General features: G+C 53.0%; 17 protein-coding genes and 1 pseudogene. 11 read left to right on the plus strand and 7 right to left on the minus strand.

Annotated elements, in window-relative coordinates:
- Positions 1 to 14: 14 nt before the first annotated feature.
- Complete coding sequence (locus J9253_RS18545; protein WP_210222335.1) at positions 15 to 167, plus strand: hypothetical protein; 153 nt, start codon at positions 15 to 17, stop codon at positions 165 to 167.
- A gap of 26 nt (positions 168 to 193) precedes the next feature.
- Here J9253_RS18545 and J9253_RS18550 read toward each other — a convergent pair whose 3' ends face one another.
- On the minus strand, positions 194 to 688 hold the full coding sequence (locus J9253_RS18550) for a hypothetical protein (protein WP_210222336.1): 495 nt from the start codon (positions 686 to 688) through the stop codon (positions 194 to 196).
- A 147-nt stretch (positions 689 to 835) separates the two neighbouring features.
- Here J9253_RS18550 and J9253_RS21450 point away from each other — a divergent pair.
- Positions 836 to 1,027, plus strand: a pseudogene (locus J9253_RS21450) (IS1 family transposase); the annotation flags it as partial.
- A complete protein-coding gene (locus tag J9253_RS18555) occupies positions 1,008 to 1,865 on the plus strand; it encodes a transglycosylase SLT domain-containing protein (RefSeq protein WP_228291430.1) in 858 nt (285 codons plus the stop codon). The pseudogene J9253_RS21450 and the gene J9253_RS18555, both read left to right, overlap by 20 nt.
- A gap of 11 nt (positions 1,866 to 1,876) precedes the next feature.
- Here the strand turns inward: J9253_RS18555 and J9253_RS18560 are convergent, their stop codons facing one another.
- From J9253_RS18560 to J9253_RS18570, 3 genes are read right to left on the minus strand one after another with little or no spacing between them, the layout of a single operon-like run.
- Positions 1,877 to 3,079 (minus strand): exo-beta-N-acetylmuramidase NamZ family protein, encoded by a 1,203-nt coding sequence (locus J9253_RS18560; RefSeq protein WP_210222337.1) that lies wholly within the window; start codon positions 3,077 to 3,079, stop codon positions 1,877 to 1,879.
- Entirely contained in the window at positions 3,063 to 3,578 is a 516-nt protein-coding gene (locus tag J9253_RS18565) for a DOMON-like domain-containing protein (protein ID WP_210222338.1), read from the minus strand. The genes J9253_RS18560 and J9253_RS18565 overlap by 17 nt, the downstream gene beginning before the upstream one ends.
- Positions 3,579 to 3,581: 3 nt before the next feature.
- Positions 3,582 to 4,022: a bacteriohemerythrin gene (locus J9253_RS18570; RefSeq protein WP_210222339.1), complete on the minus strand. Its 441-nt coding sequence runs from the start codon at positions 4,020 to 4,022 to the stop codon at positions 3,582 to 3,584.
- Between the two features lie 261 nt (positions 4,023 to 4,283).
- Here J9253_RS18570 and J9253_RS18575 point away from each other — a divergent pair, with 261 nt between their 5' ends.
- The 8 genes from J9253_RS18575 (at position 4,284) to J9253_RS18610 (ending at position 10,965) form a co-directional block, all read left to right on the plus strand.
- A complete protein-coding gene (locus J9253_RS18575; protein WP_210222340.1) occupies positions 4,284 to 5,624 on the plus strand; it encodes a Na(+)-translocating NADH-quinone reductase subunit A in 1,341 nt (446 codons plus the stop codon).
- Between the two features lie 2 nt (positions 5,625 to 5,626).
- The gene (locus J9253_RS18580; protein ID WP_210222341.1) at positions 5,627 to 6,853 is read left to right on the plus strand and encodes an NADH:ubiquinone reductase (Na(+)-transporting) subunit B; all 1,227 of its coding nucleotides are present in this window, start codon (positions 5,627 to 5,629) and stop codon (positions 6,851 to 6,853) included.
- Positions 6,850 to 7,662: a Na(+)-translocating NADH-quinone reductase subunit C gene (locus tag J9253_RS18585; protein WP_210222342.1), complete on the plus strand. Its 813-nt coding sequence runs from the start codon at positions 6,850 to 6,852 to the stop codon at positions 7,660 to 7,662. The genes J9253_RS18580 and J9253_RS18585 overlap by 4 nt, the downstream gene beginning before the upstream one ends.
- On the plus strand, positions 7,659 to 8,321 hold the full coding sequence (locus tag J9253_RS18590) for an NADH:ubiquinone reductase (Na(+)-transporting) subunit D (RefSeq protein WP_210222343.1): 663 nt from the start codon (positions 7,659 to 7,661) through the stop codon (positions 8,319 to 8,321). Before J9253_RS18585 ends, J9253_RS18590 begins: the two co-directional genes overlap by 4 nt.
- A 1-nt stretch (position 8,322) precedes the next feature.
- Positions 8,323 to 8,919, plus strand: coding sequence for an NADH:ubiquinone reductase (Na(+)-transporting) subunit E (nqrE, locus tag J9253_RS18595; RefSeq protein ID WP_210222344.1), 597 nt, complete (start codon positions 8,323 to 8,325; stop codon positions 8,917 to 8,919).
- Between the two features lie 10 nt (positions 8,920 to 8,929).
- On the plus strand, positions 8,930 to 10,150 hold the full coding sequence (gene nqrF, locus J9253_RS18600; RefSeq protein WP_210222345.1) for an NADH:ubiquinone reductase (Na(+)-transporting) subunit F: 1,221 nt from the start codon (positions 8,930 to 8,932) through the stop codon (positions 10,148 to 10,150).
- A 177-nt stretch (positions 10,151 to 10,327) separates the two neighbouring features.
- The gene (gene nqrM, locus J9253_RS18605) at positions 10,328 to 10,519 is read left to right on the plus strand and encodes a (Na+)-NQR maturation NqrM (RefSeq protein WP_084260462.1); all 192 of its coding nucleotides are present in this window, start codon (positions 10,328 to 10,330) and stop codon (positions 10,517 to 10,519) included.
- Between the two features lie 29 nt (positions 10,520 to 10,548).
- Entirely contained in the window at positions 10,549 to 10,965 is a 417-nt protein-coding gene (locus tag J9253_RS18610) for a CBS domain-containing protein (RefSeq protein ID WP_210222346.1), read from the plus strand.
- Here the strand turns inward: J9253_RS18610 and J9253_RS18615 are convergent.
- Genes J9253_RS18615 through J9253_RS18625 form a run of 3 tightly spaced genes read right to left on the minus strand, consistent with a single transcriptional unit; the run spans position 10,937 to position 12,909 of the window.
- Positions 10,937 to 11,506, minus strand: a complete 570-nt coding sequence (locus tag J9253_RS18615; RefSeq protein ID WP_210222347.1) for a rhomboid family intramembrane serine protease — start codon at positions 11,504 to 11,506, stop codon at positions 10,937 to 10,939. The genes J9253_RS18610 and J9253_RS18615 overlap by 29 nt on opposite strands.
- On the minus strand, positions 11,503 to 12,075 hold the full coding sequence (locus J9253_RS18620) for a DUF1415 domain-containing protein (RefSeq protein WP_210222348.1): 573 nt from the start codon (positions 12,073 to 12,075) through the stop codon (positions 11,503 to 11,505). The genes J9253_RS18615 and J9253_RS18620 overlap by 4 nt, the downstream gene beginning before the upstream one ends.
- Positions 12,076 to 12,114: 39 nt before the next feature.
- On the minus strand, positions 12,115 to 12,909 hold the full coding sequence (locus J9253_RS18625) for a metallophosphoesterase family protein (RefSeq protein WP_210222349.1): 795 nt from the start codon (positions 12,907 to 12,909) through the stop codon (positions 12,115 to 12,117).
- Positions 12,910 to 13,044: the final 135 nt, after the last annotated feature.

The following is a 13,044-nucleotide window of genomic DNA, read 5'->3' on the forward strand; positions in this document are numbered from 1 at the left end:
TCTGTTGAGAAGCAGTGCTCTTCGTCAGCCTGCTGGCTGCACGGATGCAAACGGGCGGCGTAGGCATCACGAGCATGACCGCAGAAAACTGGGTCGCCAAAGCCGTGCACCTGCACATCGAACGCCGCGTATTCATGGATGGCAACAAAACCGTGGTATTCAAGTAGACCCGGAATGCCAAGATTTGCTCGGCTCAAAGCACATCCAGTAGCTTTTTCTGCAAATCCTTACCCTGTTTTTGCCCTTGGCGAGTATTGCCAATCTCCTCATGCCACTGCTCAAACAGGGCACGAAGTTCTTCATGGGTTTGGCAGTGGTCAATATTCCTCACCAGACTGGTTGCATCATAAGGCCCCTTAAAGGCATTTAAGGTATTGATCATAAAGTGCTTTGCCATGCTAAACGTCTTGGGGTCAAAGGTTGCAGGTAACGCACGAAAGAGAGAAAGGTTGGCGACGGGAGGGGCTAAATTGACGGGAGCCTTGACCGGGGTGATATAGCCGCCGGTTTCCAGCAAGACAAGGATGCCACTCAGGTCATTCACGCGCGGCAAGGTCTTGAGATCTTCAAAGGTACGCTTGCCATCAATGGAAATGAGCACCCAGCGCTGGATCATGGATAAGCCATTCGCTTTGGTTTCCACTTCCTCAACACCTTTGGGGGTTTTAATAAAGACAGCAGTTGGCATTTTTTCCTCCTCTTAATCTTTTTTAGATATTAATACGTAATTATATTGTTTTTTTAACTTAATAAGACTTGCGCATTGACGAATGGTGTAAAATCATGTCGAGCATCCTGAATCAAACCCGATAAGTAACCCTCTAAAAATGTTCGCGACCATGCGACCAATACGGTTATTGCCTATGTATTTGGAAGACGAAAAGATGTCTTTTTAAGCAGCTAACAGTGCTTCTTGATCCCTTTGGGATTGCCCGTTACTATACCGATGGCTGGGGTTCTTATGATTGGATGGCTCATCAACAAAGTGGAATTCGGAATTGATATTCATGCTAAAACTCAGGTCTAACCCACTACCGGTTTTTTTTCCTTATCCCCCTGTGCAGCATTTGCTGTTAGTGTTACTGATTGCTGTGACGGGCATGGGCGTGGCGCACGCCAATGAACCGGCATGGCACAAGGTGGTTTATCAGGTTCCAGTGGCGGAATCTCCGCTGACCCATCTGGCACACAAGCACCACGAGCTGTTTGCCTTTTTTGTGAAAAATGCCTTGCACGGGAAGGGCAAAAAGGATTTTGAAGCGGTTAGCCAGCGCGTCAAAAACAAAATCATGTGGCGCAATGGCAGCGGTACGAACATTTACCATGAGGCTTTCGTGCGCTCTTACCCGTTCGCCGCCACGGTGGATTTGCAGGGAATGCCCGACAGCATCCTGCTGATCGCGTATCTGGAATCGCAGTGGCACGGTAAAAAGGGTAAAAAATCGGCCGATTACGGCTACTGGCAGCTCACACCGGAGGTGTTGAAGGAAATCCAGTCGCTGGATTACGTGCCTGCTATCCTCAAAACCACCCATATCAACAAATTGCGTGCCGATGCCAGCCTCAGCACGCAGGCGGCGCAAGTGCATTTGCACCGTTACCATTTCTATTTTGCCAATGTTGCCAAGTTTTCGGAAAGTGATGCGTGGTTACTGACCTTTACGGCCTTCAACTGGGGGGCGGGCAATGTGAAACGCATGATCGCTGACATGGAAAGCGAAGGTGTTGAAGCCAACTTTGCCAATTTCTACCACCGTTTGTACGCCGCCCACCAAGCTAATCCCGGCGATGTATCGCTACGGGCAGCGACGGAGTACGTGCCGAGCTTGTGGAATATCGCGCAGTTGATTGGGGCTGACAAATAGCGATAGTCCGTTCAATACAGCAGGAAAGGCTGGCGGGTTACTTCCCATGCCTGTTCATCTGGCACGGTCAGCGCATCCAGATCAGCGGGCACGGCTTGCGCATCATCCACCCATTCGCGCAGTAGCGGCGAGCCGTTGATAACGTCGATGGGTAGCTTGCCGAAAGCGTATTCGTAAGGGAAGTCGCGCCAGAGGGCGTAGTCGGGGTAGAGCTGGCGAATCGCTTTGAAGGCCAGCGCTTGGACACGCCACGGGCGGAAGGCAGCATGATCGTAATGGGGCGCTTCGACGTGGATTTGCACTCCGGCACACAGTTTGCCCGCGTGCTTGTGGAAGGTCGGCTCAAACCAGCATTCGCGCAGGATACAGCCTTGCAACCAGTGTGGGGCAAGCGCTTGCATGGTGTGGATCACGGCGCGGGCATCAATGTCGGGTGCGCCGAACAGTTCCAGCGGTCGAGTGGTGCCGCGCCCTTCGGAGAGGCTTGTGCCTTCGAGCATCACGGTTCCGGCGTAACAGCGTGCCATCGACAGGTTAGGGGCGTTGGGGCTGGGATTGACCCATTCGCGCCTTCCCAGCGGCCAGCCGTAGCCGGGGGCGTTGTTCGGTCGCCAGCTTTCCATGCCAATCACGCGGTATTCGAGATTGAGCTTGAGTGCATGGATGAACCACAGGCCGAGTTCGCCCATGGTTAAGCCGTGGCGCATGGGCATGGCTCCCGCGCCGACGAAACTTTCCCAGCCCGCCCGCAAGGTTAAACCTTCCACCGGGCGGCCTGCCGGGTTGGGGCGATCCAGCACCCACACGGATTTACCGTGTTGTGTGGCGGCTTCCAGCACGTAGCGCAGGGTGGTAATGAAGGTGTAAATGCGGCAGCCCAAATCCTGTAAGTCCACCAGCAGCACGTCAAAGGTATCCATCATCGCATCGGTGGGGCGGCGCACTTCGCCATACAAGCTGAAAATCGGGATGCCGTGCTGCGGGTCGATGACGTCGGGCGATTCCATCATATTGTCCTGCTTGTCGCCTTTGATGCCGTGTTGGGGGCCAAAAGCAGCGCTCAGGGTGATGTCAGGCAAGGCTGCGATAGCGTCTAGCGCGTGTGTCAGGTCGGGCGTGACGGAAGCAGGGTGGGCAAGCAGGGCAATACGTTTGCCAGCGAGTGGGGTGCGCAAAGTGGTGTCTTCGAGGAAGCGGTCAAGGCCAAATTTCATGTGTAAATCCATCACGATGGTGAAAATCCGGGTGTTCAGTAGGATGATACAACGACCAGTATGATTTTTCGCCTGTTATGGTTTCGATGACGGCAGTCAGGGCTAGCTGCAAGGGTTTTTCTTGCGGGTTTGGGGGGAAAGCGGCAGTGGGGATGATGGCTTGGCAGTCAGGAAGTGAGGAAACATGCCCCGTCCACGCCAACCTCTCCCGATAGCCGCTGAAGGCATACGCCGCCCATTGGCGCGACGGCGAAAAATTGAATTCGTGATAGCGGCTGTCACCCTGCACACCGATGAATGCCTCGAAGCAGGTGTGTTGCCACAAGCCATCGGTCGCTGCCGGGGCTTGCAGGGCGGGGATGCGGATGTGTGCCAGATCACCGCGCAGGATGTATTGCAGGTGCAAGCTGCCGTCCACCCCGCGTTTCAGTGTGACTTGTAGCGAATGCACCGCTGTGCAAGGTGTCGCCGGGTGGCAATGCAACGTCAGTAAGGTCATCTCTCAGGCGAAGTCGAGTGCGCCACCTTTGTCCTGATGCATTTTCAGGAAGCGGGCAGTGATCATGTCCATCGTGGCAATGTGTTGTTGCAACCAGGCGGGCAAGTCGGTTTCGAGGTATTGGCGCAAGGCGGGCAGGTCGCGGCTGGTTTTCCAGTGGTCGAAGGCGGCTTTCATGCCTGCCAGTGCGATGTCGTGTTCTTCCTTGTGTACCGGGTATGGCGGGAAGTTGATCAGTAGCATATTGCGGTTTTCTTGCTCGAAGTGCGCGGTGGTGTGGTGGATTAACGCATCCAGCCGGGCGTCGATGAGTGGCGCATCAGGTTGCGCTTGCGCAAGCAGGGCGTAAATGTCATTGAGCATGACCCGTTCTTCCTCGTGCACTTGCGTCATGGCGGGGATTTCCATGGGCATGAAGGTATTGGCGTCGATTTGCATGGGCATGGGTGACAGTACCGTAAAATTCCAGAAAAAAGTGCCGCAAAGTGTGTAACAGGCCGCTGGTAATTGCAATTGTCCTTGCTGTCGTGCTTTGTGCTGCGCCCGTTAGTGTAAAGTGCTGACACTTACTGATACGCAAATGCAGAATATGGCATTATTTCGCGTGTTCGCTTGCAACATTGTCGACATTTAATGATAATTCGCAATCTTTAGCGTCTGCTTAGGGTGCGGGCGCATTTCTCCTCAAGAGCGTTGTTGCAGCACATGAAAATCAGTAAAGGTCTGGATTTACCCATCGCGGGAAAGCCGGAACAAGCGGTTTATGCACATCCTGCCCCCCAGACGGTTGCCGTATTGGGGCGAGACTTCCACGACTTGCGCCCCGCGTTGCAGGTTCAGGAAGGGGATCGGGTAAAACGTGGACAAGTCCTGTTCACTGACCGCAAGAGTCCGGGCGTAAATTTCACCTCACCGGGCGGCGGTGTGGTCAAAAAGATTAACCGGGGGGCGAAACGGGTGTTGAACTCGGTCGTCATTGCGCTGGATGATGATGAAGAAGACATTACCTTCCCCGCTTATACCCCCGCACAATTGTCGACTCTCGATGCCGCTACTATTCGGCAGCAATTGCTGGATTCCGGGCAGTGGATTGCCTTCCGTACTCGCCCTTACAGCAAAGTTCCTAAAGCTGACAGTACACCCGCTTCCATTTTCGTCACCGCTATCGATACTTATGCGATGGCTGCCGACCCGATGGTGGTTATCAGTGAGGAACGCGAAGCCTTCCAGCAAGGTTTGCAACTGCTGAGCAAGCTGGCGCCTAAGGTATTCGTCAATTACAAGGACGGTGCGGACATACCGCGTTTTGAAGCCAGTAATGTGACCTACACCGGCTTTGCGGGGCTGCATCCGGCAGGTTTGCCGGGTACGCACATCCACTTCCTTGACCCAGTAAGCGAGCACAAAACCGTGTGGCATATCGGCCATCAGGATGTGATTGCTATTGGCAAACTGTTTACCACCGGTAAGCTGTACGTGAATCGCATTATTTCCCTGGCGGGACCCACGGTGCTGAAGCCGCGTCTGATTCGTACCCGCATGGGAGCGAGCACGGATGATATTGTGGATGGGCAACTGGATTGCCAAGCTTGCCGCGTCATCGCCGGTTCTTTGCTGTCGGGTTTCCGTGCAGCGGGCTGGAGTGCGTATCTGGGGCGTTACACCGTACAAGTGGCGGTGGTGGCGGAAGGCCAGTCGCGTGTGTTTATGCACTGGTTGAATCCGCTGCTAAAACAGTTTTCCCTGTTTAATGTGTTCTTGCGCCCCAGTTTGCGCGGTCAGTCTTTTGCCATGACCACCACGCAGAATGGTAGCCATCGGGCAATGGTGCCGCTGGGCAATTACGAGGAAGTGATGCCGCTGGATATTTTGCCGACGCAATTGCTGCGTTCCTTGCTAGTACGTGACACGGTGATGGCGCAACAGCTTGGTGCGTTGGAACTGGATGAGGACGACCTCGCGCTGTGTACGTTTGTGTGCCACAGCAAATACGAATACGGCCCCGCCTTGCGCGAATGCCTGCGAATGCTGGAAAAGGGGGAGTAACCATGTCAGATAAACTGCGCCGCTTACTGGATAAGGTCGAACCCAAGTTCGCCCGTGGCGGTAAATATCACAAGTACTACGGCCTGTTTGAAATGGTCGATACCCTGTTGTACAGCCCACCCAACCGTACTATCGGTGCGCCGCATGTGCGCGATGCACTCGACCTGAAACGGGTGATGGGGTATGTATGGCTAGCCACTTTCCCGGTGATGTTCATGGCTTGTTTCAATACAGGCTATCAAGCGAATCTGGCAATGCAAGGCATGGGGCTGGAACACGCGGAAGGCTGGCGTGGGGTGATCATGGATATGATCGGCTACGACCCGAAGAGCTTTTTCGATAACTTCTTTCACGGGTTACTGTATTTCCTGCCGGTGTACATGACCACCTTCATTGTGGGTGGGATCGCGGAAGTGGTGTTTGCGCTGGTGCGTGGGCATGAGGTCAACGAAGGTTTCTTTGTCACCTCGATTCTGTATTCCTTGATCCTGCCGCCGGACATTCCGTTGTGGATGGTGGGGATGGGTATCCTCTTCGGGGTTATTCTTGGTAAGGAAGTGTTCGGGGGTACGGGTAAAAACTTCATTAACCCGGCACTGGCAGGGCGTGCGTTCCTGTTCTTTGCTTACCCGGCCTTCATGTCCGGTGACTCGGTATGGGTGGCAGTGGATGGCTATTCCGGTGCAACCACCCTGGCAACCGCCGCGACCGGCGGTATGCAAGCCGTGGCAAACAGCGGGCTGAGCTGGTGGGATGCTTTCATCGGTATCGAACCCGGTTCTTTGGGTGAAACTTCGGCGCTGGCGATCTTTATTGGTGGGGCGTTCCTGTTGTTCACCAAAATTGCCAACTGGCGAATTGTGTCCGGGGTGATGTTCGGCATGATCATGACGACGATTATGTTCAATACCATTGGCAGTGACACCAACCCGATGTTTGCGATGCCGTGGTACTGGCATTTGGTCACGGGTGGGTTTGCATTCGGTATGATGTTCATGGCGACTGACCCGGTAACAGCGGCGCATACCGATAGCGGGCGCTGGTGGTACGGGGTGCTGATCGGCGTGATGGTTATCCTGATCCGTGTGGTCAACCCGGCGTTCCCGGAAGGCATGATGCTTGCCATCCTGTTTGCCAATATGTTTGCGCCGTTGATGGATTACGCGGTGATGAAAGCCAATATCAAGCGCCGCCTCAAGCGTCAGGCTGCTGGGGAGGCTAAATCATGAATAAGGTTCAGCAATTTCTGGCATTGCCCAATGACAGTAAGGTGAAAACCATTGGGGTTGCTTTGGTATTGTGTTTGGTGTGTTCCATTGCGGTATCCACGGCGGCGGTGGCTTTGAAGCCGGTACAGGATGTGAACAAGCTGCTGTACAAAAAACGCAATATCCTGCAAATCGCAGGCTTGGAGAAACCCGGTCAGTCGGTGGAAGAGGCTTTCAAACAAGTGGAAGCTAAAGTAGTCGATTTGCAAACCGGGCAATACGTGGATGGCATTGATCCTAATACCTTCGATGCGCGTGCGGCTTCGGTAGACCCCAAGCAAAACGTGGTGCTGACCAAGGAACAGGATATTGCCTCGATCAAGCGCCGCGCCAAATACGCCACGGTGTATCTGGTGAAAGACCCGCAAGGCAAGGTAGAAAAAGTCATCCTGCCGATCCACGGTTACGGTTTGTGGTCAACCTTGTACGGTTTCCTCGCACTGAAATCTGATGCGAATACCGTCGTGGGCATGGGGTTCTATGAACACGCTGAAACCCCCGGTCTGGGCGGTGAAGTCGATAATCCGGCATGGAAAGCCAAATGGCCGGGCAAGCAGGTTTTCAATGCTGACGGGCAAGTGGCCATTCGCGTCATGAAAGGTGCTGCTCCCGATGGCGACCCGAAAGCGTTACATGAAGTGGATGCGCTTTCCGGTGCAACCCTGACCAGCCGTGGGGTGGATAACCTGCTGCACTTCTGGTTGGGTGAGAACGGTTTTGGCCCTTACCTGCAACAATTCCGCACAAGTCTTCCGGGAGGTGCTTCATGAACAGTGCAGTCCGTAATGTGATTGCTAGCCCTTTGGTGGCGAATAATCCGATTACCTTGCAAATTCTGGGTATCTGTTCAGCACTGGCTGTCACCAGTTCCCTGAAAACCGCCTTGTTGATGGCGGCAGCGTTGACCACGGTCACGGCATTTTCGAATGCTTCCATCAGTGCCATTCGCCACCACATTCCTGGCAGTATCCGCATTATTGTACAGATGACCATCATTGCCTCGCTGGTGATTGTGGTTGACCAGTTGATGAAAGCTTATGCCTTTGATACGGCGAAACAGTTGTCGGTTTTCGTCGGCCTGATCATCACCAACTGTATCGTCATGGGGCGTGCTGAAGCTTACGCCATGCAGAACCCGGTGGGGATGAGTTTCCTCGATGGTATTGGCAATGGCTTGGGTTATAGCCTGATCCTGATCGTGGTGGCGGTGATTCGTGAGCTGTCCGGTTCTGGTTCTTTGCTGGGCTATGAAATCCTTGCGCTGACCAAGAACGGTGGCTGGTATGTGCCGAATGGCCTGATGCTGTTACCGCCTAGCGCCTTCTTTATCATCGGGATGTTGATCTGGATTATCCGCACCAAACACCCGGAACAGTGCGAAGTCCATGACTTCAAGATTCACGAGAAACATGGCTTGGGGAATCGTTGATATGGAAGCGTTATTAAGTCTATTCATCAAGTCCGTGTTCATTGAGAACATGGCACTGACCTTCTTTTTGGGGATGTGTACGTTCATCGCCATCTCCAAAAAGATCGAAACAGCGGTGGGTTTGGGGATTGCCGTGGTGATTGTGCAGGCGATTACCGTGCCTGCCAATAACCTGATCCTGAACGTATTTTTGAAAGATAGCGTCTTGTTGCAAGGGGTGGATCTGCGTTTCCTCGGCCTGATCAGTTATATCGCGGTGATTGCGGCGATTGTGCAGGTGCTGGAAATGGTGCTGGATAAATACGTGCCAGCCCTCTACCAAGCCTTGGGGGTATTTTTACCCTTGATTACAGTGAACTGCGCGATTCTGGGCGGTACGCTGTTCATGGTGGAACGTGATTACACCTTCGTCGAAAGTGTGGTCTACGGTTTCGGCAGCGGCTTTAGCTGGATGTTGGCTATCGTGGTGCTCGCAGGTGTGCGTGAACGCCTCAAATACAGCGATGTCCCAGTCGGTTTACAAGGCTTGGGCATTATTTTCATTACCGTAGGGCTGATGTCGTTGGGCTTCATGTCCTTCTCAGGCATCCAGTTGTAGGAGTGGGGCAATGACAACCGTTTTATTAGGGGTAATGTTGTTTACCCTGATGATCATTGGTTTGGTGTACGGCATTTTATTTGCACGTTCCAAGCTGGTGGCTACTGGTGATATTCACATTTTGGTGAATGGCGAAAAGGATCTGGTGGTGAAACCCGGTAGCAAATTACTGGGGGCGCTGGCGGAAAAAGGGCTGTTCGTGTCGTCGGCCTGTGGCGGCGGCGGTACGTGCGCACAATGCCGTGTCAAGGTGCTGGAAGGGGGCGGTACGTTGCTGCCGACCGAAGAAGGCCACATTAACCGTCGTCAGGCAGCAGAAGGTGAGCGTTTGGCGTGTCAGGTGTCGGTCAAGCAGGACATGAAGATCGAAGTCCCTGAAGATGTGTTCGGCGTGAAAAAGTGGGAATGCACGGTGCGTTCCAACGATAACAAGGCGACCTTCATCAAGGAACTGGTGGTGGAATTGCCCAAGGGCGAGAAGATCGACTTCCGCGCGGGTGGTTATATCCAGATCGAATGCCCACCGTATGACCTGAAGTATTCCAGCTTTGATATTCCGCCAAAATTCCGCGATGACTGGGACAAGTACAAGCTGTGGGATATTGAGTCGCATGTGACAGAACCCGTGTTGCGTGCCTATTCGATGGCCAGTTACCCGGAAGAAGATGACATTGTGATGCTCAATGTGCGGATTGCGACACCACCACCGGGCAAGAACGATGTGCCAGCAGGCAAAATGTCGTCGTATATTTTCAACCTGAAGCCGGGTGACAAGGTGACGGTTTCTGGACCATTCGGGGAATTTTTCGCCCGTAAGACCGATAATGAAATGGTATTCATTGGTGGTGGTGCGGGAATGGCGCCCATGCGTTCACATATTTATGACCAATTACGCCGCTTGAAAAGTACCCGTAAAATGTCATTTTGGTATGGTGCACGGAGTTTGCGTGAAGCGTTTTACGTCGACGAGTTTGACCAGTTAGCCGCAGAAAACCCGAACTTTACTTGGCATATGGGCTTATCGGAACCACAGCCGGAAGATAATTGGAAAGGGTATGTTGGGTTTATCCATGACGTACTTTATCAGCATTATTTAAAGGATCACCCGGCTCCAGAAGAGTGTGAATATTATTTGTGTGGCCCGCCAATGATGAACGCAGCAGTGGTGCGCACTTTGTTGGATCTTGGTGTAGAGCGTGAAAATATTTTGCTGGATGATTTCGGCGGTTAGTACAAGTGATTGATTCTCTTGTAAAGAGCGGGGTGGAATACCCACCCCGAACCGCTAGGAGGAAATGGGTCAAAGATATGACCCAGCGCAATAGTATCTTAAAAGTCACCAAGATGAAATATTTTTGCAGTGCAGCATGATAATATTCGGATTTACTAAGATTAACGGTAAATAGTAATGGAAATTTTCCTTTTAACCTTTTTGATTTTTTTGTTGGCAGTCTTGGGATTGGCTATCGGCTGGTTGTTTAACAGTAAAGTGTTAAAAGGCAGTTGCGGAGGCCTTTCCAGTATTCCCGGTATAGCAAAGAGCGACTGTTCCTGTTCTAATCCTTGTGAGAAGCGTAGAAAACAAATGCTCAAGCAATAATGCCAAAATAACCTTGGAGGAGAGGATTTATGCCAAATGTGTCGCTGTCGGTACGGGACTATATGTCAAACCGTCTCGCAACCCTGAATGAGAAGCAGGATATGCGTGAAGCCGTGAAAATTTTCACTGAACGTAATTTGTTCGGTGGCGCGGTGGTGGATAACCTTGGGAATCTGGTGGGAATCCTTTCTGTCACTGACTGTATTGATGTGGCTTTGCGTTCTGGTTATCACTCCGGTTGGCGCGGTACGGTGGGGGAACGCATGTCGCGTGACATCCGCACCGTGGATGCTGACGAAAACATCCTTGATGTGGCGAAAATGTTCATGGATGACCACTACCGCCGTTACCCGGTGCTGGATGATAACCGCGTGATTGGGGTGATTACCCGCTTGGATGTGCTGAAAGCCTTGCGTACTATTGGCGCGTCGGGCGTACCGGTCTAAACAGTAACCAGGCGACCAAGCCGCCTGCGATACCCCCGAACAGATGCCCATCCCACGAGACGCCTTGCTGCCACGGTAGTATGCCTGCCAGCAAGGTCGTGCCGTAAGTAAATGCTACGAAGATACTCACCAGCAGCGGCACGGTGCGCTTTTCCAGAATTCCCGAGACGATCAGAAAAACTGCCAGCCCGAAGACCAGCCCGCTGGCGCCAATGTGCAGCGAATGCCCCCGCCCGAACAGCCACAGCAACACGCCACCCAACACCGTGACCAGTAACACTGCCGTGCGTGAATTGGCGCGTGAGCCTGCCAGCAAGGTCAGCAATACCGCCAGCGGCACGGTATTGTTGAGCAAATGGGTGAAATCGGCGTGCAAAAAGGGCATGGTTACCACGCCCATCAAACCACCCCAGTCACGTGGAATTAGCCCGAAACGTTCCAGTGGTAGGACGCGATCCAGCAGGAATACGCCCCAAATAGCCGCAAGAAACAGCAGGACAGCGGGTAATTCGTCACGAATACGGTGGATGTGGTCTTTCATTCAGTCGCTTTTCCAGTTTGCAAACAAGTTTCCAGCACCTTGCGGTGGTGTGCTGTCCCCAGCGTATTCATGGTGTCGATATTACGCTCGGGAATAGCATCCACATCAGGATAACTGGCAACAGCTTGCTCTAAACTGTCTTCACGGATCAGGTGCAGCATCGGCCAGGGTGAACGGTTGGTGTAGTTTTCCGCATCCTTCGGGCGTGTGCCGTCAAACTGGTAGTCGGGGTGGAAACTGGCCACCTGAAATTCGCCTTCAAACCCACCTTCTACCAGCAGCGCATCCACCAGATCGAGGAAGTCGTTATAATCATGGAAATCTTCCAGCGTACCGGGGTGGATCAGCAGGGTGGTTTCCACTTCTTCCACTGGGGTAGCGCGGAGCTGTTCGAGTTCGTGTTGCAAATCTTCCAGCAGGAATTCCGGGCGGGCGGAATCGGTGACAACGAAACGGATTTGTCCGCCCTTGAACGGCTTATGGGCAAACGGGCATAGGTTGTGCTTGAGGACGACGTTTTCCAGCCAGCAACGGGTCTGGGCGATGTAAGTGGCGTTGGTGTGTTTCATGCGCTTAAGGGTCGTGGTAATCGGGTGATTATCATACCACTACTGCTGCTGATGCCAGCCATCATCCAGCCGCTGAAATACTTGTTGGCGTGATAGTCGGAAGCGTTGGTTGCCCCATTCCATCAATTCTAAGCTGAGGCGTTCGCGATCACCCCGAATCACGTTGAAGCTGTTGGTGTGATGCAGTAGCAAGCGGTTTGACAGTGTGGTTCCCGCGTGTGAGACAATCACCCCTTGCGTCACTTGCGCGTAGGCTAGATGTACATGTCCACTGAGAATAATGTCGACTTGCGACTGAAAGGCTTGTAAAGCCGGTTGGCTGCGTTTAACCAGTTCGCGATGAGCAAACAGTGGCGGTAACCAGAACGGGTGGTGTGCGGTGAGCAAGCGTAGGCTAGTTTCCGGGGTGGTGCGCAGTTGTCGCTGGATGCGTGCCACTTGCAGACGGCTGATGCTGCCGCGCGACCAGTCAGGGTGCAAACTGACACGGCGGGCAGTATTGATCCCTATCGCAACATAGTCTTCATCCTGCTTCACCGGTTCGAGTTCGCGGGAAATGTAGTGCCGCCATTTTTTCCACGGGAACAGCAAACGTTCCGGCAAGTTGTTTTCGACAAGATCGTGGTTGCCGGGTACGATCAGATGGGGGTAGGGCAGTGCTGCGAGAAAGGCATGAGCAGCCTGAAACTCGCGGCGTTTGGCCTGTTGGGTCACATCGCCGCTGATCACCACCAAGTCCGGGTTGACTTGGTGTAACGCTTCCAGCAAGCCTTCGCGCACCATGGGTGCTTCACAGCCAAAATGCAGGTCGGAAATATGGGCAATGGTTGTCATAGTACCAATTTGGTTATTGATTTTGATAAGGCTTATCATCAACCAAATATTGGCAAACAGGAAATTTTTAGAATTGATGCCTTAAAAATTAACTAGATAGTGTCTGACCGAAAAAGCCTTCCTGCCGCCACGAGT

The organism is Thiothrix litoralis (assembly GCF_017901135.1).
GTDB lineage: Bacteria > Pseudomonadota > Gammaproteobacteria > Thiotrichales > Thiotrichaceae > Thiothrix > Thiothrix litoralis.

Bases quoted from the DNA above. Each gene is read 5' to 3' on its own strand.
- J9253_RS18565 (WP_210222338.1), bottom strand. From the start codon at position 3,578: ATGACCTTACTGACGTTGCATTGCCACCCGGCGACACCTTGCACAGCG.
- J9253_RS18610 (WP_210222346.1), top strand. From the start codon at position 10,549: ATGCCAAATGTGTCGCTGTCGGTACGGGACTATATGTCAAACCGTCTC.
- nqrE (WP_210222344.1), top strand. From the start codon at position 8,323: ATGGAAGCGTTATTAAGTCTATTCATCAAGTCCGTGTTCATTGAGAAC.
- nqrM (WP_084260462.1), top strand. From the start codon at position 10,328: ATGGAAATTTTCCTTTTAACCTTTTTGATTTTTTTGTTGGCAGTCTTG.
- J9253_RS18625 (WP_210222349.1), bottom strand. From the start codon at position 12,909: ATGACAACCATTGCCCATATTTCCGACCTGCATTTTGGCTGTGAAGCA.
- J9253_RS18555 (WP_228291430.1), top strand. From the start codon at position 1,008: ATGCTAAAACTCAGGTCTAACCCACTACCGGTTTTTTTTCCTTATCCC.
- J9253_RS18590 (WP_210222343.1), top strand. From the start codon at position 7,659: ATGAACAGTGCAGTCCGTAATGTGATTGCTAGCCCTTTGGTGGCGAAT.
- J9253_RS18560 (WP_210222337.1), bottom strand. From the start codon at position 3,079: ATGAAATTTGGCCTTGACCGCTTCCTCGAAGACACCACTTTGCGCACC.
- J9253_RS18615 (WP_210222347.1), bottom strand. From the start codon at position 11,506: ATGAAAGACCACATCCACCGTATTCGTGACGAATTACCCGCTGTCCTG.
- J9253_RS18550 (WP_210222336.1), bottom strand. From the start codon at position 688: ATGCCAACTGCTGTCTTTATTAAAACCCCCAAAGGTGTTGAGGAAGTG.
- J9253_RS18575 (WP_210222340.1), top strand. From the start codon at position 4,284: ATGAAAATCAGTAAAGGTCTGGATTTACCCATCGCGGGAAAGCCGGAA.
- J9253_RS18585 (WP_210222342.1), top strand. From the start codon at position 6,850: ATGAATAAGGTTCAGCAATTTCTGGCATTGCCCAATGACAGTAAGGTG.
- J9253_RS18620 (WP_210222348.1), bottom strand. From the start codon at position 12,075: ATGAAACACACCAACGCCACTTACATCGCCCAGACCCGTTGCTGGCTG.
- J9253_RS18570 (WP_210222339.1), bottom strand. From the start codon at position 4,022: ATGCCCATGCAAATCGACGCCAATACCTTCATGCCCATGGAAATCCCC.
- nqrF (WP_210222345.1), top strand. From the start codon at position 8,930: ATGACAACCGTTTTATTAGGGGTAATGTTGTTTACCCTGATGATCATT.
- J9253_RS18580 (WP_210222341.1), top strand. From the start codon at position 5,627: ATGTCAGATAAACTGCGCCGCTTACTGGATAAGGTCGAACCCAAGTTC.